21 protein-coding genes are annotated in these 23,839 nt (G+C 57.5%); 13 read left to right on the top strand and 8 right to left on the bottom strand.

What is annotated here, in order from left to right:
- The first annotated feature begins 128 nt into the window (after positions 1-128).
- Genes VN577_21640 through VN577_21625 form a run of 4 tightly spaced genes read left to right on the top strand, consistent with a single transcriptional unit; the run spans position 129 to position 5,813 of the window.
- Positions 129-1,316: a hypothetical protein gene (locus VN577_21640; protein HWR17449.1), complete on the top strand. Its 1,188-nt coding sequence runs from the start codon at positions 129-131 to the stop codon at positions 1,314-1,316.
- Complete coding sequence (locus VN577_21635; GenBank protein ID HWR17448.1) at positions 1,279-2,622, top strand: ABC transporter substrate-binding protein; 1,344 nt, start codon at positions 1,279-1,281, stop codon at positions 2,620-2,622. The genes VN577_21640 and VN577_21635 overlap by 38 nt, the downstream gene beginning before the upstream one ends.
- The gene (locus tag VN577_21630) at positions 2,619-4,421 is read left to right on the top strand and encodes an ATP-binding protein (protein ID HWR17447.1); all 1,803 of its coding nucleotides are present in this window, start codon (positions 2,619-2,621) and stop codon (positions 4,419-4,421) included. Before VN577_21635 ends, VN577_21630 begins: the two co-directional genes overlap by 4 nt.
- A gap of 3 nt (positions 4,422-4,424) precedes the next feature.
- Positions 4,425-5,813 (top strand): sigma-54 dependent transcriptional regulator, encoded by a 1,389-nt coding sequence (locus VN577_21625; GenBank protein ID HWR17446.1) that lies wholly within the window; start codon positions 4,425-4,427, stop codon positions 5,811-5,813.
- Here VN577_21625 and VN577_21620 read toward each other — a convergent pair.
- Entirely contained in the window at positions 5,810-6,949 is a 1,140-nt protein-coding gene (locus VN577_21620) for a hypothetical protein (protein ID HWR17445.1), read from the bottom strand. The genes VN577_21625 and VN577_21620 overlap by 4 nt on opposite strands.
- A gap of 102 nt (positions 6,950-7,051) precedes the next feature.
- Here VN577_21620 and VN577_21615 point away from each other — a divergent pair, with 102 nt between their 5' ends.
- From VN577_21615 to fahA, 5 genes are all read left to right on the top strand, one after another.
- Positions 7,052-8,008 carry a ferritin family protein gene (locus VN577_21615; GenBank protein ID HWR17444.1) on the top strand — a complete coding sequence of 319 codons (957 nt, stop codon included), beginning with the start codon at positions 7,052-7,054 and terminating at the stop codon, positions 8,006-8,008.
- Positions 8,009-8,080: 72 nt separating this feature from the next.
- Positions 8,081-9,166 carry a 4-hydroxyphenylpyruvate dioxygenase gene (gene hppD, locus VN577_21610; GenBank protein HWR17443.1) on the top strand — a complete coding sequence of 362 codons (1,086 nt, stop codon included), beginning with the start codon at positions 8,081-8,083 and terminating at the stop codon, positions 9,164-9,166.
- A 12-nt stretch (positions 9,167-9,178) separates the two neighbouring features.
- Positions 9,179-10,495: a homogentisate 1,2-dioxygenase gene (hmgA, locus tag VN577_21605; protein ID HWR17442.1), complete on the top strand. Its 1,317-nt coding sequence runs from the start codon at positions 9,179-9,181 to the stop codon at positions 10,493-10,495.
- Position 10,496: 1 nt separating this feature from the next.
- Complete coding sequence (locus VN577_21600; GenBank protein ID HWR17441.1) at positions 10,497-11,480, top strand: hypothetical protein; 984 nt, start codon at positions 10,497-10,499, stop codon at positions 11,478-11,480.
- Positions 11,477-12,784 (top strand): fumarylacetoacetase, encoded by a 1,308-nt coding sequence (gene fahA, locus VN577_21595; GenBank protein ID HWR17440.1) that lies wholly within the window; start codon positions 11,477-11,479, stop codon positions 12,782-12,784. Before VN577_21600 ends, fahA begins: the two co-directional genes overlap by 4 nt.
- A 35-nt stretch (positions 12,785-12,819) precedes the next feature.
- Here fahA and VN577_21590 read toward each other — a convergent pair whose 3' ends face one another.
- The 3 genes from VN577_21590 to VN577_21580 form a co-directional block, all read right to left on the bottom strand.
- Positions 12,820-13,332 (bottom strand): hypothetical protein, encoded by a 513-nt coding sequence (locus VN577_21590; GenBank protein ID HWR17439.1) that lies wholly within the window; start codon positions 13,330-13,332, stop codon positions 12,820-12,822.
- Position 13,333: 1 nt separating this feature from the next.
- Positions 13,334-14,275: a hypothetical protein gene (locus tag VN577_21585; protein HWR17438.1), complete on the bottom strand. Its 942-nt coding sequence runs from the start codon at positions 14,273-14,275 to the stop codon at positions 13,334-13,336.
- A 75-nt stretch (positions 14,276-14,350) separates the two neighbouring features.
- Positions 14,351-14,677, bottom strand: a complete 327-nt coding sequence (locus VN577_21580) for a response regulator (GenBank protein HWR17437.1) — start codon at positions 14,675-14,677, stop codon at positions 14,351-14,353.
- Positions 14,678-14,999: 322 nt separating this feature from the next.
- On the opposite strand from VN577_21580, the gene VN577_21575 reads away from it, so the two are divergent.
- The 3 genes from VN577_21575 (at position 15,000) to VN577_21565 (ending at position 18,022) form a co-directional block, all read left to right on the top strand.
- Positions 15,000-15,716, top strand: a complete 717-nt coding sequence (locus VN577_21575; protein HWR17436.1) for a Crp/Fnr family transcriptional regulator — start codon at positions 15,000-15,002, stop codon at positions 15,714-15,716.
- 133 nt (positions 15,717-15,849) lie between these two features.
- A complete protein-coding gene (locus VN577_21570) occupies positions 15,850-17,169 on the top strand; it encodes a Gfo/Idh/MocA family oxidoreductase (protein HWR17435.1) in 1,320 nt (439 codons plus the stop codon).
- Complete coding sequence (locus VN577_21565) at positions 17,162-18,022, top strand: sugar phosphate isomerase/epimerase (protein HWR17434.1); 861 nt, start codon at positions 17,162-17,164, stop codon at positions 18,020-18,022. Before VN577_21570 ends, VN577_21565 begins: the two co-directional genes overlap by 8 nt.
- Before the next feature lie 61 nt (positions 18,023-18,083).
- Here VN577_21565 and VN577_21560 read toward each other — a convergent pair whose 3' ends face one another.
- From VN577_21560 to VN577_21545, 4 genes are all read right to left on the bottom strand, one after another.
- On the bottom strand, positions 18,084-19,286 hold the full coding sequence (locus VN577_21560; GenBank protein HWR17433.1) for a Glu/Leu/Phe/Val dehydrogenase dimerization domain-containing protein: 1,203 nt from the start codon (positions 19,284-19,286) through the stop codon (positions 18,084-18,086).
- A gap of 95 nt (positions 19,287-19,381) precedes the next feature.
- Positions 19,382-20,566 (bottom strand): NrfD/PsrC family molybdoenzyme membrane anchor subunit, encoded by a 1,185-nt coding sequence (gene nrfD / locus VN577_21555; protein ID HWR17432.1) that lies wholly within the window; start codon positions 20,564-20,566, stop codon positions 19,382-19,384.
- Between the two features lie 2 nt (positions 20,567-20,568).
- Positions 20,569-21,351 (bottom strand): 4Fe-4S dicluster domain-containing protein, encoded by a 783-nt coding sequence (locus tag VN577_21550; GenBank protein ID HWR17431.1) that lies wholly within the window; start codon positions 21,349-21,351, stop codon positions 20,569-20,571.
- Positions 21,352-21,378: 27 nt separating this feature from the next.
- Positions 21,379-22,044 carry a glycine cleavage system protein H gene (locus VN577_21545; GenBank protein HWR17430.1) on the bottom strand — a complete coding sequence of 222 codons (666 nt, stop codon included), beginning with the start codon at positions 22,042-22,044 and terminating at the stop codon, positions 21,379-21,381.
- Positions 22,045-22,317: 273 nt separating this feature from the next.
- On the opposite strand from VN577_21545, the gene VN577_21540 reads away from it, so the two are divergent.
- Positions 22,318-23,217, top strand: a complete 900-nt coding sequence (locus VN577_21540; GenBank protein HWR17429.1) for a DNA-formamidopyrimidine glycosylase family protein — start codon at positions 22,318-22,320, stop codon at positions 23,215-23,217.
- The last annotated feature ends 622 nt before the right edge of the window (positions 23,218-23,839 follow it).

Here is a 23,839-nt window from a genome sequence, read left to right as displayed (position 1 = left end):
CTTGCTTCCGGATAGCGCCGGGCAGTCTGACACCGCCGCCGTCAGGCTGCCCGGTTGTTCCGATTAGGGAATCGGCGAAACGCCGTAGCTGAACCATGAATTCGGCGAACTATAATGCGAGTTTCACGATGAACTTAGGCAATCGGCTCCGTTGGTGCGTGTTGTGCATCTTGGCATTGGTTTCGCCTGCATGGGGATCGGACTGGAGTTTAGCGGCAACCGACCTGGCGAAGGCGATCGCCAGCGCCAGCGGTCCCGGAAGCATTACTCTGACTGTCACCAATTCCTCTTCCCTTCCCAAAGATCAGGTCGGCGAAATCCAGCGCGCCATTGAAGCGCAACTGCGGACGTCCGGTGTATCCGTCGGTGCCGTCGCTAACGTCCACAGCGAAGTTCGCGTGACTCTTTCAGAGAACCTGCAAGGCTATCTTTGGATCGCGGAAGTCAAGCAAGGCAACAACACGCAAGTGGCGATGGTCTCAGTTCCACGAGCGCAATCGGCAGCGCCGACGAAAAGTGGGCCTACGGTCGTTATCAGCAAGTCTTTATTGTGGTCGCAACCAACGCAATTCGTGGATGCTCTGGTATTCGACCGCAATCGCCTCATCGTCCTCGAAGCGGATTTGATTACCTCCTACACGCAAAGCAACAGCACATGGGAACGCCAGCAGTCCTGGAACGTCGCTCGCAACCACCCATTTCCGCGCGATCTCCGCGGACTGCTTGTCCCCGGTGACAAGAGCGTTGACGCCTACCTTCCGGGCACGGTTTGTACTGTCTCTTTGGGACGGGCCAGCTCCGTCATCTGCCGCGACGGCGAAGACGCATGGAAACTTGGGCCGCGGTCAGCGTTCTTCAACTCCGCCCGCAATTACTTCAACGGGGCTCTTGTTCCCGCGAGCGAAAACCAGAATCCGCCCTTCTACTCTGCCGCGTGGCTGCAGCGACAAAACAACTCTCTGGCTATCTTTACCGGCGTCGATGGCCGTGTTCGCCTGAACGACGGCGTAAACGAACGTACTCTGTCGATGAACATAACCGGTGACTGGGGCAGCGACATCGCCGCAGTTCGCTCCGCTTGCGGTTCAGGAACCCAATTGCTGGTAACTGCCGCTGCCGACGATACGCAACCTGATTCCCTTCGGGCCTACGAAATTCCCGACGGCGAACCGGTCCTGGTCAGTGGCCCGGTGGCATTTGCCGGCCCCATTACCGCGCTCTGGACACACGACGCAAACACAGCAACCGCCATCGCACATAACCTGCGGACAGGACAGTATGAAGCCTATAGCGTTTCGATTACTTGCAATCAGTAGTGCGGCGCTATTGCTGATTTCAGCAGCCTTCGCGCGAACACGTCCGAGGTATGGCGACCCATTGCGGGTGCAGTTCCGGGAAGTCGTACCGGAATACGAGGGCGCGCCCGACCTGCTGGTCGGCCCCGTGTTCGAAACGCTCGTCACGATTCATGACAATGGTCGCCTACAACCCGGACTTGCGCTTCGTTGGACGACGCCCGACAACGGCTCCCGCTGGGATTTCACCCTCCGCACCGGCGTCCAGTTCCACGATGGAACCCCGCTTTCGGCCGCCAAACTCAGCCAGGTACCCGTACCCGGATGCAAGCTGCTGCTCTCCTCGATCGCGATGATGTACCAGTGCGACTCACCTAGGCCTAACCTGCCGTCAATTTTGTCGCAGCCGGAATACGCGGTCATCCTGACCAGCGGCAACGACGTCTTCGGCACTGGTCCGTTCCGAATCGAGACACGTACGCCCGGCACGATCAGCCTGAAAGCATTCGACAACTACTGGGGCGGGCGCCCGTATCTTGACACGCTTGAGATCAAGACCGGGCGTAACTCCCGCGATCAACTCAACGACTTCTCTTTTGATCACGTCGACGTCGTTGAACTCGCCGCCGACATGTTGCGACGGCTCCAGCAGGAACGCATGCGCGTCGAATTGTCGCGCCCATCCGTAACCCTACTGCTGGTCTTCAACTCGAAGAAGACCGAGTTGGGTGACCTCCGCATTCGTCAGGCGATCTCGCTGGCGATCGACCGCGGTTCCATTCATTCGGTCATCTTCCAGCGACAGGGCGAGGTGGCGGGAAGCCTGCTCCCAAACTGGCTTACCGGATACGCGTTCCTCTTCCCGACCGCTCCAGATCAGGCAAAAGCTCGCGATCTTCTGAAACAAGCTGGACGCCCACCTGCCATCACGATTGGCTATGATCCCACAGAATCTGTTCAACGCCTGATCGCCGAACGTGTAGCTCTGAACCTGCGCGACGTCGGCATTGCTGGATCGGCGGTTGCCTCCAACTCTGCTGATCTCCGGATCGAGACTGTTTCCGTGTCATCGCTCAATCCGGCCGTTGCTCTGAACGCCTTGGTCGAAAAGCTGTCGATCATGCAGCCGTTTACCAGCGACAATATCGAATCGCTCTATTCCAATGAGCGCACCGCGCTTCAAACCTACTCGGCGATTCCTCTCGTTCACATTCCGAAGGTCACCGCACTCAAAGAACGCGTTCGCAACTTCGATCCGTCGCCCGCAGGGCAATGGAGGTTCGCCGACGTCTGGCTTGCACCGCGCACAACGGGAGGTAAGCCATGAGTTTCCGCCGGCGTCTGCTTGCCGTATTCGCGGTCATCATTGTTGCCACCGTGGTTGCCATTGGATGGGCGATTTCCCGGCAGACCCGTCAACTGTTCGAACGCACCGACAATCAGCGCACGGAAGCGCTAGTGCAGCAGTTCCGGCGTGAATTTCAGCGTCGTGGCGACGAGGTGGCTAAGCGTGTGCAGAACATCGCCGAGAACGAAAGCATCGCACGCATGGCGCTCGATATCTCTCATGGGGGCGATCCGGCCGCTTACCTGAACGAAGCCACCAATCAGGCCCGGGCGTACGGACTGGACTTCCTTGAGATCCTCTCCGCCGATGGCAGCATCATCTCCTCCGCGCAGTGGCCCGCTCGTTTTGGCTACAAAGAGACCGTCCCGTCGAAGACATCGGCGCAGGCCTTTCTCAAGCGCGAAGAACTCCAGGACGGAACGGCCCTTGGACTCTTCTCAGTACGTGCAATTCGTGTTGGCGAAAATCCCATCTACATCCTCGGCGGAGAGCGTCTCGACCGCGAGTTTCTCTTCAGTCTGAGCCTGCCGCCGGGTATGCGCGCCTTTCTTTACCGTGTGCAGGACGGCTCCTTCAACGCCGCCAACCTCGTCGGCGCTGATCCCGACACCCCCAATCTCGAGAAGCTCTCCTCAGTCATCGACGAAGTGAAGTTGAGCCGTAACGAAACATCGCGAATCATCCACTGGAGTTCGGATCTCCGCGACGCCGAAACGTTCAAGGCCTTCCCGCTCAAAGGGCAGGACGACTCGCTCTTGGCCGTGCTGTTAATCGGCCACGCGCGGCGGGACCTCGTGCAGTTCCTCTACGATATCCGCACGGTCGCCTTCACCGTGGGCGGAGCAGGAATCCTCTTCGCCATCCTGATCTCCCTCTGGCTGGCCGCTCGCTTCACTCGTCCTGTCGAGCAACTTGCCGAAGGCGCTCGCGCCGTCGCCGCCGGAAATTGGGACACACGTGTCGAGGTTCCTAATACAGACGAACTCGGAGAACTGGCGGAAGCTTTCAACAGCATGACGCACGAAATCATTTCGCAGCGCGAAAAGCTGTTGCAGTCTGAACGTGTAGCGGCATGGCGTGAATTGGCCCGGCGATTGGCTCACGAACTGAAGAACCCGCTCTTCCCACTTCAGATCACGGTAGAGAACCTCGTACGCGCCCGCGAACTTCCGCCGGCTGAATTCGACGAAGTCTTCCGCGAAAGCGCCAGTACCCTGCTCGCCGAACTCACTAACCTTAAGACAATCATCGGACGCTTCTCCGACTTTTCGAAGATGCCGCAGCCGCAGTTGCAGCGCGTGCAGATCAACGACGTCATCAAGGGTGTGGTGGCGCTACACGAGCCGCAATTCAGCGCTCCGGGCAAACCGCAGATCACGGTCCGTCTGGAACTTCAGGACTCGCTTCGCCTGATCGAGGCCGATCCCGATCTCCTCCATCGCGCACTTTCGAATCTCGTGCTCAATGCCATGGATGCCATGCCGAACGGCGGCACTATTACCTTCCGCACGCGCGAGCAGACTGACTCCGTACGTATCGAGATCGCCGACTCCGGCACGGGACTTACACCCGAAGAGTGCGTGCGTCTCTTCACGCCCTACTACACCAGCAAACAACGCGGAACCGGGCTCGGACTCGCGATCGTGCAGTCTGTGATCAGCGATCACAAGGGAACGATCACAGTCGAGAGCACACCAGGACAGGGCGCGACGTTTCGTATTGAACTTCCGAAATACTCATCCGGCACCGTAAAGGCCGACACTGCGAAGGTGGGATAAATCATGCCGACGAAAGCCGACATCCTCATCGTAGACGACGAACCCAACACACTGGCTTCCCTCTCGCGCGCTTTCCGGCTCGCCGGACACGAGGCAACCGTCTGCGACAACGCCGCCAAGGCACTGGAACTCGCGAAGTCTCGACCGTTCGACCTCATCCTTTCCGACGTCGTAATGCCCAATCGCGATGGTCTCGCTTTATTAGAGGATCTGAAGAATAACTCCGTCGCTGCCCCAGTCGTCATGATGTCCGGCCAGGCGCACATCGAAATGGCCGTCAAAGCCACCCGGCTCGGCGCGCTCGACTTCCTCGAAAAGCCGCTCTCCACCGACAAACTACTGCTCACGGTCGAGAATGCACTGAAGTTGAAGCGACTCGAACAGGAGAACCGGGAACTCAAGCAGCGCGTCGGTAAGCACCAGATCGTTTGGTCAGGCGACGCCATGAAACGCGTGATGATGCAGATCGAACGGGTCGCGCAAAGCGAATCGCGCGTGTGCATATACGGCGAAACCGGCACCGGCAAAGAACTGGTCGCGCGTACGCTGCATGAGAAATCGGCACGTGCCAACGGGCCGTTCGTCACTTTGAACTGCGCTGCCATTCCAGCGGAACTCATCGAGTCCGAACTCTTCGGCCATGAGAAAGGTTCCTTCACTGGAGCCGCCAACCGTCACATCGGCAAGTTCGAGCAGGCACATCACGGCACGTTATTTCTCGACGAAATCGGCGACATGCCTCTTGCCATGCAGGCCAAGCTGTTGCGCGTATTGGAGGAAGGCGAAGTCGAACGCATTGGCGGAGACAAGCCCGTTACTGTTGATGTCCGAGTCGTCGTGGCGACTCACCGTGACCTCGAAGAACTCGTAAGCGAAGGCAAGTTCCGGCAGGACCTTTTTCACCGTGTTTACGTCTTCCCTCTCATCCTGCCCTCGCTTCGCGAACGCCGCGAAGACATCCCAGCCCTCGTCGAGCATTTCGCGAAGCTTGTGAGCGCACAGAACGGATGGAAGCCCATGACGTTCCTGCCCGAAGCTATTGATGCGCTGGCGAACTATGCCTGGCCAGGAAACGTTCGCGAACTGCGGAACGTGGTAGAACGGGTGATGTTGCTGGCGCTCGACGGCCAAGTTGATCGCGCCGCCGTAGAGCTAGCTCTTCCACGGTTAAAGGGCACTGTAGCGTCGGAGTTGAAGGTCTCCAGCACTGGCCCTCTTTCCGAACGGGTGGACAGCTTCGAGAAGCAGACGATCCTCGCGGAGCTCAAACGCCACGGCTACAACATGACAGCCACCGCGAAGGAACTCGCGCTTGAGCGCAGCCACCTGTACAAGAAATGTCAGCAGCTGGGAATTGATCTGGCATCGCTCAAAGCCGCAGGTGATAACTAAACGCGGATGAAAATCTTTTTCTGGTACAGCGCCCAGGCGATAAACCAGAACAGCAGCACGAAGCACACCGCGAATGCCAGCGAGTTCATGTACGGACTTGGGAACAGGTTGGCAAACACCTTTCCGTACACCACGCTTTTGATCCGTATTCCGCCGACCCATGGAACGCTGGTCGCTTTCCCAAACCAGCTTGCCAGGAAGAAGATCGCCAGCGGATTCACGCCGAACCATACAAATGGCTGTGCCCACCGCTTCCATCCCTTGAAATCCACCAGCCAGTAGCAGACGGCAAACACGGCCATCGCGAATCCGGCGCAGAACAGTACGTACGAACTGGTCCACAGGTTCTTGTTAATTGGGAACCAGATGTTCCAGATTTTCCCAAGGGCCAACCCGACTACAGCCCCAATCAGCAATCCGCGCACAAGTTGCTTCGGTTCCTTGCCGCGAATCCACTCGCCTGTAAAGACGCCAAAGAGACACGTCGCGATCGCCGGGAAGGTACTCAAGATTCCTTCCGGATCGAACCGGTGCGACACGTACAAATGGTTGTAGAGCAGCAGACGATCTACATAGCTGGCCAGGCTCCCATCGGCCGAAAGCACGCCTGCTCCGTATCCGGGCACCGGAATAAGCATCATCGCCGCCCAGTATCCGAGCAGCAGCACTGCGGTGATCGCCATCCGCGTTTTCCGCCCAAAATACAACACAATAGCCGATGCAAGCAGGTACACCACCGCAATTCGCTGCAACACGCCTGGTATGCGCACGATGCTGAAATCGAATCGCGGATACAGCGCAAGAAACAGGCCCAGTCCAAAAATGATTGCAGCCCGCTTTAGCGAGTGCAGCATCAGTTCACCCCGCGTAGCGCCTCGCGCCCGCCGCGAGTTGAACGACAAAACCATCGAAACCCCGACAATGAACAGGAAGAATGGGAAGATCAGGTCGGTCGGCGTCCAGCCGTGCCACGGTGCATGCCCCAGAGGCCAGTAGATATGTCCCCAGTCGCCGGCATCATTCACCAGGATCATGGAGGCGATGGTGATGCCGCGAAAGACATCCAGTGATAGCAACCGCGTTGAGGTAATTTTCGGCGCGACTATAGAAGGTTCCGTTTGGGCCAATGTCGCCATAACTGCGCAGCCTATCCATTCGCGATGCCCGCGTCAATGACAGTTGCACTCGCCTTCGGTCAACTCACCGTGTAAGGTATTTCGCACTCAGGTCTCCACTCTATGAGGAACTTCGACAGCCTTACCGAACGCGAAATACTCGCCCTGGCCATCTCGCTGGAAGAAGAGGACGAACGCGTATACGCCGACTTTGCCGACGGCCTTCGGCAGGAATTCCCTGCCTCCGCCGATGTCTTTGAGGAAATGCGCAAGGAAGAGTCCGGCCATCGCCGGCGGCTAATTGAACTCCACCAGCAAAAGTTCGGCGAGCACATTCCCCTCATTCGTCGGCAGGACGTAAAGGGCTTTATCCACCGGCGTCCGGTCTGGCTGGTGCGCCCGCTTGGAATCGATACGGTCCGTAACACGGCTGCGGCCATGGAAGTGGAAGCCCGCCGCTTCTATGAACGTGCCGCAGCCCGCGCCAAGGACGCTAGCGTCCGGCAGTTGCTCGACGACCTTGCCCAGGAAGAGCGTCACCACGAGCGTAGCGCCGAAGAACTTGAGGCGGAAAAGCTGCGTCCCGACGTTAAGGCCAAAGAAGACGAAGCTAATCGGCGCCTGTTTGTACTCCAAGTCGTCCAACCCGGACTTGCCGGTCTTATGGACGGCTCCGTCTCCACCCTGGCCCCCGTGTTCGCGGCTGCCTTTGCCACCCGGAACAGCCATGATGCCCTTATCGTAGGCCTCGCCGCATCTGTGGGAGCGGGTATCAGTATGGGCTTCGCCGAGGCGCTTTCCGACGATGGCGCTCTCACCGGACGTGGCCATCCGTGGATTCGTGGCGTTATCTGCGGCCTAATGACCACTCTGGGCGGGATTGGGCACACCGTTCCGTTCCTTATTCCCAACTTCCACGCCGCTTTTATTGCCGCTGTGATCGTGGTGGTCGCAGAGTTGGCCATCATCACGTGGATACGAAAACGCTATATGGACACTCCCATCCTTTCCGCCGCTTTCCAGGTCATCGTCGGAGGGGTGCTCGTTTTCATCACTGGAATCCTGATTGGCAGTGCCTGAGCTTGCGAACTCATGGCGAAAACGCATCTTATCTAGCGAGCATATAAAATAGCCGCCGGGAGATGTGAGGAAATGGAAAACCCTCTTAAGCTGAAGAGAGTTCACCACGTTGAATTCTGGGTGGGAAACGCCAAGCAGGCCGCTTACTACTATCGCAAGGCGTTCGGCTTTTCGCAGGTTGCGTACTCCGGGCTTGAAACCGGCAATCGCCAGATGGCGTCGTATGCCCTGTCGCAGCATAAGACCAACTTCGTGTTGAGCACGCCGCTAAGCTGTAACCACCCGGCGGCCGATCACATCAAGCTCCACGGAGATGGTGTTCGCGATATCGCGCTTGAAGTGGCCGACGCCGACTTCGCTTTCGAAGAAGCTGTCCGGCGCGGAGCCAAGCCATTCATCGAACCGCACGATCTGAAGGACGACCACGGTACCGTGCGCCACGCTGCTGTACATACTTACGGCGACACCATCCACTCGCTCATTTCCTATAAAGACTACGATGGCCCGTTCCTCCCGGGATTCAGCGAGGCGGTGATTGAAGAGCGCGATACCGGCATCCTGCGCGTGGACCACATGGTCGGTAACGTCGATCTCGGAAAGATGAATCACTGGGCGGACTTCTACCACAACGTCTTCGGCTTCCATCGCTACATCAGTTTCGACGACAAGGACATTTCGACCGAGTACTCGGCGCTTATGTCGATCGTCATGTCCGACGACTCGTATTCGGTGAAGTTCCCCATCAATGAGCCCGCTCCCGGACGCCGCAAATCTCAAATCGACGAATATCTCGAAGCCTATTGCGGCCCCGGCGTTCAACACGTCGCGCTACAGGTGAAGGACGTCCTTTACACCGTCGATCGTCTGCAGCAAAACGGTGTCGAATTCCTGCGCGTACCCGATTCCTACTACGAAATCCTCACCGACCGCGTCGGCAAACTCGACGAGCCGTTGGAAGAAATCAAGCGGTTGGGCATCCTTGTTGACCGCGACCAGGAAGGCTACCTGCTCCAGATCTTCTCAAAGCCAGTGGAAGACCGCCCTACAGTGTTCTTCGAGATCATCCAGCGCAAGGGCAGCCGCGGCTTTGGCAAGGGGAACTTCAAAGCACTGTTCGAAGCGATTGAGTTGGAGCAGGCCCGTCGCGGCAATCTATAAGAAAGGCAAACAATGGCGACCACCAAGCCAACAACAAAGACTGAGCCGTTGCAGTATCACTCCGGTTTCGGCAATGAATTCGCCAGCGAAGCGATTCCCGGCGCACTGCCGGTCGGACAAAACTCCCCCCAGCAGGCGCCACTTGGACTTTACGCCGAACAGCTCAGCGGCACTCCGTTTACAGCGCCGCGCGTTTCAAACCGTCGTACGTGGGCCTATCGCGTTCGTCCTTCCGTGATGCACAAGCCTTACACGCCTCTTCCGCAGAGGCTGCTGCGTTCCACGCCCTTCGACGAAGTCCCAACGCCTCCCAATCAACTTCGCTGGAATCCCATCGCCATCCCCAGCGAAGCCACCGATTTCGTGGACGGCCTCATCACCATTGCTGGGAACGGCGACGCTTCCATGCAATCGGGTGTCGCCATTCATATCTATGTCGCGAACAAAAGCATGGTGGACCGTGCCTTCTACAACGCCGATGGCGAACTGCTCATCGTGCCGCAGATGGGCGAGCTGCTAATCCACACTGAGTTCGGACGCATCGGCTTAAAGCCCGGCGAAATCTGCGTGATACAGCGCGGCATCAAGTTCCGCGTCGAACTGCTCGAAAAACAGGCGCGCGGCTACGTCTGCGAAAACTACGGCGGCCTTTTCCGGCTCCCCGATCTTGGTCCGATTGGTGCCAACGGACTCGCGAACCCGCGCGACTTCCAGACGCCCACCGCCGCCTTCGAAGACCGCGATTGCGACTTCCGTGTCGTAGCCAAGTTCATGGGACGCCTCTGGGAAGCCCAGTACAATCACTCGCCGTTAAACGTCGTCGCCTGGCATGGCAATTACGCGCCTTACAAGTACGATCTCTCGCGCTTCAACTGCATCAACACCGTCAGTTTCGACCACCCCGATCCGTCGATTTACACCGTGCTCACTTCGCCGTCGGAGATTGCCGGCACGGCCAATTGCGATTTCGTCATCTTCCCGCCACGCTGGATGGTCGCCGAGCACACTTTTCGTCCGCCGTGGTTCCATCGCAACTTCATGAACGAGTTCATGGGCCTCATCTTCGGCGAGTACGACGCCAAGGCGGAAGGCTTTGTCCCCGGTGGTGCCAGCCTGCACAACTGCATGTCCGGTCACGGACCTGACGCAGATACGTACGCCAAGGCCTCAACTGCCGACCTTAAGCCGCAAAAGCTCACAGACACACTGGCCTTCATGTTTGAGACGCGATTCATCTGCCGTCCCACAAAGTACGCCATGGACACCGCCGAACTTCAGCACGACTACTTCGAGTGCTGGCAGGGACTGAAGAAGAACTTCAAGGGATAACGTGAGCACGATTCCGGCATCACTGAAAGCGCTGATGTCCGACCTCATCGACTACGCCGGCCTTTTTCCACCCGCCGGTCTGCCGATGAAGGATGCCGTCCAGAACTACGCGCGCTATCTCGCCGGGCCCGACGCTTGGGCGCTTGCACGCTTCATCGTCCCGGTGTCTCGCTTCCCCGAGTTCGAATCCGCGTTTGCATATCTCGACACTCCGGAACCGTGGGCGATCAGCGCACTCATCGGACCCGATCCCGGTCGCGAGCTCAATGAGATCGAACAGTTCAACAAGCGCAACCAGTGGCGAGCAGAAGTCGACACCCTCGAGCTGAGAGTATCCTCTGCCGACGAGGTCATCTCGTTGAGCCGCAGCATTCCATCCTCAATCACCGCGTACTTCGAGTTCGTCCCGGAACTCGCTTCGGAGATCCTCCCCGCCATCGCTAGCGTTGGCTCCCGCGCAAAGATTCGTACTGGCGGGCTCACCGCGGATGCCCTACCCTCGTCAGAGAGTGTTGCGCGGTTCATCATGGCGTGCGCCAACTACAAAGTTCCATTCAAGGCGACGGCGGGCCTTCATCATCCGCTTCGCTGCGTCCGGCCGTTGACGTATGCACCCGATGCGCCAACTGGAACCATGCACGGCTTTCTTAATATTTTCTTGGCAGCCATCGCCGCCACAAGATCTCTTCCAAAGTTGCCCGACCCGGAACGCAATCGGCTTCAGATGCTCAAGATGATCCTCGACTGTCCGAACCCGGAGCTGCGATTCACCGACGAGATGGCATCCATTTCTGCGGCCGGCGAGCCTGGCCAGATTCCCGCCAATTCAGGGTCAGTCGGCGATCCGCGACATCCCTTCGGCGTGGCCGGTATCGAAACGCCCATCTCGCACATCCGTCAGGTCCGGCAAACTTTCGCCATCTCCTTCGGCTCCTGTTCTTTCGAAGAACCGCTCTCTGATTTGCGTGAACTGAAACTCCTATGACCTACTCTCTCAACGAAACGCACGACCCCGCGGCGCGCTCCTGGGTCAAATCGGCGAATACACCGGGGACCGACTTCCCCATCCAGAACCTTCCTCTTGGCGTTTTCGACCGCGGCAAAGCTCTCACCTGCATTGGTGTTGCGATCGGAGACCAGATCTTGAACCTGACCACGGCTGCCGAAGAAAACTGCATTCCCGGCATCGACGAGATCACCAACGAAGCTTTAATGGACGAACCGCTCAACCTGCTGATGGCCCTGGGCCGCCAGCGCTGGAGCGCACTCCGACGCTCCGTCTTCAACCTGCTCAAAGAAGGCGCCGAGGATCGCGAGAAGACTGAGCAGCACCTCGTGGCGCAATCCGAGGTGCAGATGCTTGTCCCCGCCGTTGTTGGCGACTATACCGACTTCTACGCCTCCATCTTTCATGCCACCAACGTCGGCAGCATGTTCCGGCCCGACAATCCGCTGCTTCCGAATTACAAATGGGTTCCCATCGGATATCACGGACGTGCATCATCCATCGTGCCAAGCGGCACTCACGTAAAGCGTCCCACCGGACAACTCAAACCACCCGACGCAGATAAGCCCATATTCGGTCCCAGCAAACGTCTCGACTACGAGTTGGAAGTCGGCGTTTTCATTGGCGGCGGAAATGAACTCGGCAGCAGCGTCAGCATCAACGAAGCCGAAGATCACGCCTTCGGACTCTGTCTCGTCAACGACTGGTCCGCCCGCGACGTGCAAGCTTGGGAATACCAACCCCTTGGCCCATTCCTCGCCAAGAACTTTGCCACCACGATTTCGCCGTGGGTGGTCACCATGGAAGCCCTTGCGCCGTACCGCATACCGGCGTTCAAGCGTGCGGACGATGATCCCGCGCCCCTTCCCTATCTGACCAGCGAGGCAGATCAGAGGTACGGTGGCATCGATCTGAATCTCGAAGTACTCATCACCTCAAAGCAGATGCGCGACCGGAACATCGCTGCGCATTCCATAAGTCGCGGCAACTTCCGCCACATGTACTGGACGGTCGCACAACTCATCACTCACCACGCTTCCAACGGATGTAATCTGCAACCCGGCGATCTGCTCGCCAGCGGGACTGTCTCCGGCCCAGAAAAACAATCACGCGGATGTCTGCTGGAAATGACTTGGGGCGGCAAGGAACCGATTCAACTTCCGTCAGGCGAGAAACGCAGCTTCCTTGAAGATGGCGACGAAGTCATCCTGCGCGGCTACTGCGAACGCAACGGCGCAGCACACATCGGCTTTGGAGAGTGCAGAGGAAGGATAGTGGGATAACAATGATCATGGATGCGTCCGAACCAGGACGCATCCTATTTCTGCCGCGAGAATCCAGTTCCAACTGTGTACCGATAGAAACGGGAAAATCCGCGTGGCGCTTTTGGATCTCCGTGCCCGAACAGATTCAGAAGTACAGTCTTGGGCCCCACCCACCGCACGGCAACGAAATACACGTGGTCATTGTTCTTGAGAAGCTCCGCCTGTCCATCCTTATCGAGCTCGGCACGCAACTTTTCGTACAAGTTCACCGGCTTATCTGGGTTTGCAACCGAGATCAGCAGCGGCTCAGCAGTGTTACTCGTTGCCCAATCATTCACAGCCAGGTAGTCGGAACCCGGAGCCCACAAAACGTCGACGGTCCGCGAGTATCGCAGGACTCTGTGTTTCTTGTGGTCGGTCTCCAGCGTCAGGATGCCGCCACTGTCTCGGATCCAGAGTTTCTTGTCGGGCGAGAAGACGCGCTCTTCTCCCGAAGGAAACGACGCCCGCTGCGCGAATGCTGAAGAGATCAGCAGAAACACAAGCGCTATGCGGGCGTATTTCATATCACTTCTTCGCAGGGTCTGCGGGTTTTGGCGGTGCCGGCCTGTACGGTTCCGGCATCTTCTCGCTGTCGACCCATGCCGTGTACCACAAGTTCAGCAGCATCTGGCTGCCGGCCGCAAACTGCTTTCGGAAAAACTCGCGTGCCTCATCCGAACCACTTTCGTTGAAGCCACCGCGCTTTTCGATCTGGTACAACGGTTCCACCAGCGTAAACGAACTCTTCAGATAGATGATGTAATCGTTGAATGGATCCGCTAACTTCGACGGAGCCTTCACCATTCCCGCCGGGTCGATCTTCGCCAGGTTCTTATTCACGAAGTCCGACTCAATGGGCCAATGGATCTTCTCCGTCGTGTATCCGTTCGGATTATCACCGGTCCATCCATTGTGTTGCACTGTCGTATGCAGCGGATTGGCCCCATCCGCCACGTAGTGACCCAGCCATCCGGCGTAGAACAGAGCATCATGCTCCGCCGGAGCCGTCGGCTTGCCCGCCGCTTTCAAAATGCGATATTGACGGAATGCTACCTTCAGCCGTCCGTAGATCTCCGCGGTTATCCAAGGCTGAAACCCGATCTTCTCCGGCAGAAAATCGTCAGCATTGTTCAACGTGCGAACGCGTTTTGCATAGGCCCACCGGATGAACTCATAACGGCTCAGGGGAAATTGCCCGATATCCGAAACCCGCTCCAGGTCGATGTAATGATCCGGTTCCTGCGACCATTTCAAGCTTGGTTCCAGTTCTTTCTCGCGCCAGCGATCGGGCTCAGGGCCGTTATACACAATGATTTCGGTGCCTGCCTTGAAGAAAGCCGGCATGTCCGCCGGAACAGCATTCGCGGCGGTTCGGTTAATGAGTTTGTGGCCTTCATCGCCCCAGCCAAAGGCGATCACCGTGCTGAGCAGCAAGAAAAGAAGCAGGAAAGCGTGGTTGCGACGCATGCAGTGAGTTTTCATGAGCGCTGAAAATATAACAGACACTCACTTTCTTCGCAGTGCGTCGCGGAGGCTGTCGAATCAGTTAAGGCTGCACAACGCTTCCGGTGATGCAGGGTTATCCAGGTAATGACGTAGCGCGCCTATCGGCACATCATCAACACTCGAGATCATGAGCAGCGGAAGATCCGGACAGACATGCTGTATGCGATTTCGCAGCGAGACACCGCCCGGGGCCGTCGCATCGTAATCAAGCACCACGCCCTGTACATTTACTGAACGCAGAATGTGAAGAGCTTCATGACCGGTCAGCGCTGAAACTACCTCGTACCCCGCCTCCTCCAGTGTCCCACGCAACTGTTGGAGTTCATCTTCGCCGTCGTGCACGCACAATATACGTGTACTCATTAATTCGCCCTGTGAATTTAATGTAAATTCCGGGATCCCCACCCGGTGCCATCGAAGCGTAGAATGGCTCAATCAGCCTCGGGGCTTCGGTGATGTACGTCACCGATGTTCGTACATGGAAAACTCCGTGATAAGCCTTAACTCCTGCGGCGGGTATGGCCCTAAACTATTGAATCCGTTGTACCTTTGCATCATCAGATACAAATAAGGGAGTGCGTGGTCTTGAACAGCGTGCTATTCTGGAGTTGCGCATCCCCATGTCAACTGTGTTCTGGCTACCGGCCGATTCAACGTGGGTCGCGCCATGGAAAGGAGGGGACCTGTGGGTTCTCCTTACGGTCTGCAACTCGTCGAAAACTGTCTGATCTGCAAACTTCGTTCTGACAACTTTTTCTGCGCGTTGCCCTCCAGTGCTCTAGAAGCGTTTGAGCGCATCAAGTTCCCTACCGCTTATCCTCGTGGCGCAGTTCTCTTTGTTGAAGGCCAGCCTCCACGCGGCATCTACATGCTGTGTAAGGGTCGCGTAAAGCTCTCAGTCAATTCCGCGGAAGGCAAAACGCTTATCCTGAAAATCGCAGAACCGGGTGAAGTCCTCGGACTGCATGCCTGCGTTTCCGGCATCAACTACGAACTGACCGCCGAGACCATTCAGCCCTGCCAGGTGAACTTCGTAAAGCGAGAAGATTTCCTGAAGTTTCTTCAGGAGCATGGCAGCGCCTGTCTTCAAGCCGCACAGCACCTCAGCGACAACTGCCATAGCGCGTACGACCTGATCCGATCTCTCGGACTTTCGCACTCCGCCGGCGAAAAGCTGGCGCGCTTCCTACTTGAACTCTCGCAAGATGGCGAAAACACAAAAGAAGGCATTCGCGCCAAGATGGGCCTCACCCATGAAGAAATTGCCCAGATCATCGGCACCTCGCGCGAAACTGTTACGCGCCTCTTAGCCGAGTTCCGCAAGAAGAAGCTCGCGACATTGAAGGGTTCCACACTGATGGTCCACAACAAGATGGCTCTCGAGCGCCTCGTCGGAAGCTAACGAAAAGCTCTCATAAATCTGCCACAGCCACGCGCTGTGGCTTTTGCTTTTATAACGGTCCTAGCGTCTCACGCCGAACCCCATCTATAGTGTCTGCGCAGCTATCGCGGCATAACGCCGCTGCGAGGGAGTCATGCCTACTCGACGTGAGTTTCTGAATTCCATGGCGGCTGGAACGGCCGGACTTGCCATAGCAACGACCGCGAAGTCTTACGCACAGATTCTCGGTTCCAATGACCGACTCAACTTCGCCATCATCGGCCTGAACGGACGCGGATATGCTCACCTTGCTTCCATCAAGGCAAACCGCAGCAACGCACGCATCTCGCACGTCTGCGACGTCGACTCCAACATCCTGAAGAAGTTTGCCGATCGCACGCAGCAGGAAACGGGCGAAGCACCCGCGACGGAAAAAGACTTCCGCCACATCCTCGCGCTCAAAGACGTCGACGTCATCACCATTGCCACCCCCGAGCACTGGCATGCTCCGATGGCGATCGCGGGACTACAGGCAGGCAAGCACGTTTATGTCGAAAAGCCGTGCAGTCACAACCCTGCCGAAGGCGCCATGCTCGTCGAAGCGCAGAAGAAGTACGGCAAGCTTGTGCAGATGGGAAACCAGCAGCGCTCGTCGCCGCACACCATTGAGATCATTCAGAAAATTCATGACGGAGTCATCGGACGTGCTTACTTCGCGAAAGCGTGGTACGCAAACACGCGGAAATCAATCGGCATCGGCAAAGAAGTCCCTGTGCCGCAGACACTCGATTGGGAGCTCTGGCAAGGCCCGGCTCCGCGTCGCCCGTACAAGGACAACTTGCATCCTTACAACTGGCACTGGTTTTGGGATTACGGCACCGGCGAGACACTCAACAATGGAACCCACGAAGTCGACCTAAGCCGCTGGGCGCTGGGCGTGGACTATCCGAAGCGTATCACCGCCTCCGGTGGCCGATACCACTTCAAAGACGACTGGCAGTTCTACGACACTCTCGACACCAGTTTCGACTACGACGACAAAACGATCACCTGGGAAGGCCGTAGTTGCCAGGGTATGAAAGTCTATGGACGCGATCGCGGCGTCGCTGTCATGGGCACAACCGGCACGGTGGTCGTCGATCGCGATGGTTACGAGGTCTACGACCTGAAGGGCACCAAAACGGATGAGTTCAAGACCGGCAAGCGAACATCCTCGTCCGACGTCCTCGGCAGCGACTCCATGACCGACGCGCACTTCGCGAACCTCATCGCCGCCATCCGCCATGGCGAAAACCTCCGTTCGCCGATCTCCGACGGAAACATTCCCGTCACCATGTTGCAGCTTTCGAACATCGCGTGGAAGATGCAGCGCGACCTGCATCTTGATCCTGCTAATGGGCACATAAAGAATGACGCCGAAGCTATGAAGATGTGGTCACGCCAGTACGAGAAAGGATGGGAACTCCATGTCTAGAATCTCCACTCACACGCGTCGTGACTTCATCCGAACCGGGGTCCTCGTGGCAGGCGCTACGGCTCTCCCGCACGGCTCGTTCGCCCAAACGTCAAAACGATCAGACACTCCCATCCGTCTTGGGCTCGCCACCTACACGTTCCGCAACTTCAACCGTGCTCAGTTGATCTCTTTTATGAAGCAGCTCAACGTGCTCGAGATGAATGCCAAGGACGTAAAAGATCATCTGCCGATGGATCCGCAGGCACAACAGGCGGCGCTCGCCGACTATGCTGCCGCTGGCATCAAGCTCCATGCGGCGGGAGCTATTTATTTCCCAAAAGACGACGATGACGACATCCGCGGCAAATTCGACTACTGCAAACGAGCCGGCATCAACGTCATCGTTGCAGGCGATCCCACACCACAGACGCTGCCACGCATTGAGCGATTCGCGAAGCAATACGACATTCGCATCGCCATCCACAATCACGGACCGGAAGACAAGCTCTGGCCTTCACCGCTCGATATCCTCAAAGACATCCAATCCATGGACCCGCGAATTGGGTGCTGCATCGACGTCGGCCACACCGTGCGCGCAGGCACCGATGTTATCGAAGCCATCCATAAGGTCGGCCCTCGGCTGTTCAACGTCCACATGAAGGACCTCACCGACTTCCACAACAAGGACAGCCAGGTCGCAGTCGGCGACGGCAAAATACCGGTCAAGCAGATCTTCGAAGCGCTGATTGCCGCCAGGTACCAGGGCTTCGTCGATCTTGAATACGAAGTCCACGCCGACGATCCCATGCCCGGCGTAATTGCCAGTTTTGCCTACATGCGAGGAGTGCTGGCCGGCATGGCGAACGTGTAGAGTCCTTGCCAAGAAAAAGAGCCGCAGCCATCGAGCTGCGGCTTCAGTCTTCAGGAGGTCGTTACAAACTTCTCATTGCATTTGCAACTCGGCCCATACCGATGATTACGGCAGCGTCCTTCCACGACATCTGCTGAGCGCGCGCATAGGTGTTCACTTCCTTCCACGTATGCCTCACATGCGCCCTCATCTCACGCACTGTGTCCAGATCCGTCAACGTGCCACATGCCGACTTCCGCCACTCTAGAAAGTCTGCGAATCCGGTTCCAAAACCCGCCAGCACATGCGGGATTACCGCGGCATGGCCGGCATTTTCCGTCGACATGATCCCGCGCTCCTCAACCACCCAGCGAGTATTCGGCCGCAATACCAGTTCTTCACCATCCGCCAGGATCAACACATCGCATGCATCTTTCACCATGGCATCAAACGTGACGGAGTCGCCTTCGTTGAACCCGAACACCACACCCTCTTTCGCCACGTGATTGCGCAGCATCTCCACATTTAGGCCGGCATGACGCAGTACCGCGCCCGAAGAATCCGCCACCGCGATCACGTTTGCCCCAGCCATCTGCAATTCGGCTGCGACCGCCTGTGCCTGCGCATCGAACCCGACCACCACTACCTTTTTTCCAATTAAATCCTCGCCTTGGTCGCGCAGAGCGGTTCGAATCAAATCGCGGACGAACTTACCGGCAATCTCATGTCTTCCAATTCCCTGCAGTGCCGACGGCTTGCCAGTCACACTCGCCATTGCCCCACGATGCGTCCCCATCGCTGCCAGCGCCCATGCCATCACTTGCGACGGCAATGTCTCGCTCGGTGTCAGTACATCTGCGTCATATCCAATCGTCCCGCGCAAAGCCTGCACATACGCCGCAACGACCGACTTCAGCTCACTCTCCGACAGGTCATTCACATCCGCGCTGACCATCCCCGCCGCTCCTCCGAATGGCATCTCCCACAACGCCCAGCGCCATGTCAGCCGCATTGCGAGCGCACGGACATCCGCCACGCTCATCGTTTTCGAGAAAATTATCGGACCCATGGACGGCCCACGTACGGATGAATGCTGGACCCTGACCGCCTTCAGCATCAAAGGACGCCCATCGTCTCCTTTGATCTGCAGATTCAGATGGACTTCCCTCTCCGGCTGATGCAATCGCTGCACGATCCACGGCTCCACGTCCAGGAACCGCGCGGCTTCTTCGAGTTCCTGCGCAACCAGTAATTCCGGAGTCGATTCGATTTCCGCGATAGTCATTGCCTTCCCCTTGCAAGACAGGCGGAGTGGCCCCCTAACGGCCCTCCGCCTCGTAACGCCCGGCTGGTTGGCCAGGCGCTCCTCTACACTTCGAACTACGCGTTAGCCGCCACTCCGGCATTCGCCAGCCACTTACGCGTGCTTTTCGCTTTCTTCGGCAGAATGTCCAGATAAATCACGGCATAGCGGAAGGCCAGGATCGCGCACGTAACCAGCATTACCGTCACGGCCATCTCCGGCCACTTCGGTATGTAATTAGCCTGCGTTGCGCGTTCCAGGGCGTTGATCGAAACGTTCACGCGGTTCGTGATAAATCCCGCGATCACCACCGCGCTTGACCAGTAAACGCCTTCCGGACGGTTCATCACCCACCGGTTATTCAGCATGAACACCGGCAGGAAAACGAACAGCGCCATCTCTAGCCAGAAGTACGCTGCTTCGCTGGTCGGTTTGAACAAATACGGACCACCGCCATGCTTTACCAGGTCAACCATCCGCCACACGAAATACAGGATCAGCATCGGAGAAATCACCCACGCCACTTCCTTCAGTATCTTCGGATCCACTTTCGTGCCAAGCGAGCGATTGCAAAGGTAGAGCGTAATGATCACCATCGCCAGGCCAGCCGGGATTGCCGACAGGTAGAACATCGTCGTCAGCGCCGGCGTGTACCACAGCGGATACATCTTGTCCCGAAAGATGAGGAACAAGCCGCCCAGGTACGACTGGTGCATCGACGACAACAACACGCCTGCCAAGACCACTGCCGTGGCGAGCCTGTGATGCCAGTGCATATACGTTTTCTTGAACCCGTTGAACGGCAGTCTCTCCACGATTGCCGGCGATACTTCAATCGTCAGCACCGTCGTGTACGCCAGGATGCAGAACATCACATCGAAGAGGACCGATTTGGGGTTCCAGTAAATGAGCGCGTGCCAGAACAGCCAGGGCAGTCCGAGCTCGTAGGCATATCCGACACACACCGATACATATCCAAGAAACGCCACCAGGACGGCGGCCCGTGCGATGGGACGATACCGCTCCATCCCCAGCAGATACACGGCAGCGGCCGTCGCGAACCCACCGGCGGAAAGTCCAACTCCGCACAGTGTTGCCACGCCGACCCACATGCCCCACGGCTGCGCATCGCTGAGGTTCGTAGCGGCGCTCCATCCGACTACGAACCTCAGGTACGTTGCGTATGCGCCCGCCAGGAAGATCACGCCCAGAATCACGCGCCAGACAGTTATGATCGGTTTCTTCGTTTTAGTTTCCGGCATGGCTAGCTCCTCTCCTCCTCGTCCCCAACCGGGAACTTCAACGTTTTCTTCTGCGCCTCCGCCAGCAGCACTTCGCGGCGACGATTGGTGATCCAATACAGCCCAGCCAGCATAGTGCCGCCGACCAGCACCACCATCGGTGCCTCATCGAGCGCCGCCTTCGATACTTCTGGCAACGGCGCTTCTGTCGGCGGAATCATGAAGCCAAGCTTCTCGAATTCCACGTCGGAAAGGAACAGCATCGAGGCGCCGCCATACTCGCGTTCGCCATAGATATGCGGCACGTATTTCGGGTCGTCGAGGATGCGACGGCGAGCTTCCCTCAGCATCTCGTCGCGATCGCCGAAGATTGTTGCGCCCACCGGACATGCTTCCGCGCATGCTGTCGGTTGGCCCTTCGACACGCGCTTGTCGTAGCACATGTCGCACTTTTTCATATACGGCGCCAGCTTCGACCATTCGTACCGCGGCACGCTATGCGGACACGCGATCATGCAGTATCGGCATCCCACGCACTTGCTCTTGTCGTAAACCACCGGACCAGCAGCGGTCTTCGTGATCGCGCCAACCAGGCACGCCGATCCACAAGCCGGCTGTTCGCAATGCAGGCACTGCTTGCGGACGAACTTCCCGTTCTTGTCCTGCACCACGGTTAACGCCGTTTCACTGAGTTTCGGTTCCGGATCCCCGGTTACCCCATGCGCCTCTTTGCAGGCGCCGGCGCAGGCCTGGCATCCAATGCATTTCGTGATATCGATCAGCAGGGCTTTCTTATTCGTGGCCATTGTCATCTCCCAGGTCCCTTCGCTCTGCTAATTCAAGAAGAATTCGCGAATCATTTCGCGCCGAGCATTCGGGTCGAGGTGCGCGAGCAGGCCGTCAACGGGGAGACCACCGTCCGCTGCGGCCGCACCGAGAGGGGCCGCATATGCCTGCAGCCGCTTCAGCGAGTTCTGCATCCACATGCCAATCATTCCGCCCTGCAACAGGTTCTTCGTGTTGATCTCCAGGTCCGGTGCCTTGATCACGCACACCCAGCCTTCTTTGTACGGATCCTTCTGGATCAGGCCCGGGTCCTTCAGCACTTCATGGTTTACCGACACCACTACGCCTTCCACCGGAGACAGAATCTCCGCGGTCGATCCCCCACTGCTGATCGTGCACACCTTCTGTCCCTGACGCACCCAGCGATTCAGGTTTGCGACTTCAATGCGGTCGATCTTGCCGAAAACCTTTCCGGCAAAGCTGTCCAGGCCAATGCGTGCGTTCTGACGGCCTTCGTCATAAACCCAGGTGTGTCCCGGATGAAAGCAGAAGCCCTTCGGCATTTCGAAAGCGCCTTCTTTCATCATCACAGGGCTAACAGGCAGTGCGTCGGACGGAACTTCAGCCACCTGCGCTGGCAGTTGCCCATGGCGCACGAAGTAGCTGACGGTAATCACTACGAGGAAAGTAAGAAGAACAAATAGTATCGACATAATTGCCTCCGAACGTCTTCGCCACTAGGTAGTGCACGCCGGGGGCAATTGTCTGAGGATTTTGAGCTATTGATTACAAAGAACTTACATGCTGGTCCCGTTCTGAGATCACAACGAAAACTGCACATTGCAGTGGCGTGATGCATTTTGCAGCAGTGCGAAGCGTGCACGTAATTACTTTGGGTCACCGGACATTAGTTGCCGACATACGTGCCTGCTCACAGCTCCGCGTATCACTTACCTAATTGGTATTTACACGATTACACTCTTCGCATGCCCGAGCTTCCCGACATCCTCGCCTACACTTATGCGCTCCAGTCGCGTATCGTTGGCCAGAAGCTCGACCATGTTCGACTCGCCAGCCCTTTCCTGCTTCGCACTGTTGACCCGCCGCTGGAATCCGCCGAAGGCCGCACCGTTCGCGAACTTCGTCGACTAGGCAAGCGCATCGTCATCGGGCTCGACGGCGATCTCTGGCTCGTCCTTCACCTGATGATCGCCGGACGCCTGCACTGGCGTTCCCTCGGAGCAAAACTCGGCGGACGCCAAAACCTTGCCGCCTTCGACTTCCCCACCGGCTCTCTCGTTCTCACCGAAGCCGGTACACGCCGTCGCGCATCGCTCCACCTGGTTGAAGGCGAAGCGTCCCTGAACGCGCTGGATCCCGGGGGAATTGACGTCTTCACCGCCGACCTCGACGCATTTCGCACCGCACTCGCCTTCGAAAACCGCACGCTTAAACGTGCACTCACCGATCCGCGTATCCTAAGCGGCATCGGCAACGCTTATTCAGACGAGATACTGCACTCCGCCCAGTTGTCGCCCGTCACTCTGACGCAGAAGTTGAAATCCGAAGAATGGCAGCGTCTGTTTAGCGCCACGCGCGAAACGCTTAATGCGTGGATTGCACGCCTCCGCACCGAGGCCGACAAAGGCTTCCCGGAGAAAGTCACGGCATTTCGTGCCGAGATGGCAGTCCACGGACGCTACGGTCAACCCTGTCCGCGGTGCGGAGAAAAGATCCAACGCATTCGTTACGCCGACAACGAAACCAACTACTGCCCTCGTTGCCAGACCGGGGGCAAACTCCTCGCCGACCGCAGCCTCTCCCGGCTACTCAAATCCGACTGGCCCCGCACCATGGACGAACTCGAGGCCCTGAAACGCCGTTAATCTCGCCGAAACTACGGCACATATCGCCAGAGATCGTTGAGTACTGTGGCGCCTCCGATCACCTGGTCGAGTTGACCGTTACCCGCAGATAGCCCAAAAAATCCACTGTTGTCGATCCATCACAATCGCCATTCCATTTCGGGAAAATTGATGTCAAGGGGGTCCACGCCTCCATTTCGACGTAAGTTCTTGATTTAACGGCAAATATAAATTTCAAACTACTGGCATGATCCTCCCTGCCAACTTGCTACTCTAAAAATGTAGGTGGTTGAGCGCGGACAACTCTTGTCCACGGCTCTTGGCTTTGTTTTCACTCACAACTGACAATTTCTGTGATTCTTTAACTTAACCCTTTTGTTTGCATCACCGGTCTCGAGATCCCCTCACGCAAATCATTGATTCTGCGTTCCCCCACCGGGGGAGGGTCGCCGACCTCTGTGCCCACACAAAGGAACAACGAAAGCAAAAAGGACTAACCGAGGAGAAACCAACATGAACCAACGCCAGTGCCAGCACCTCATCGACGACGGACACCGTTGCGGCTCGCCCGCCATGCTGAAGCACGACTTCTGCTACCACCACCAGCGCATTCACGACACCTATCTCCTCCCCGGAAACCCCG

The organism is Terriglobales bacterium, from assembly GCA_035561515.1.
GTDB lineage: Bacteria > Acidobacteriota > Terriglobia > Terriglobales > Acidobacteriaceae > DATMXP01.
Note: the sequence above shows the minus strand (reverse complement) of the source record. Positions and strands in the feature narration are given on the sequence as shown.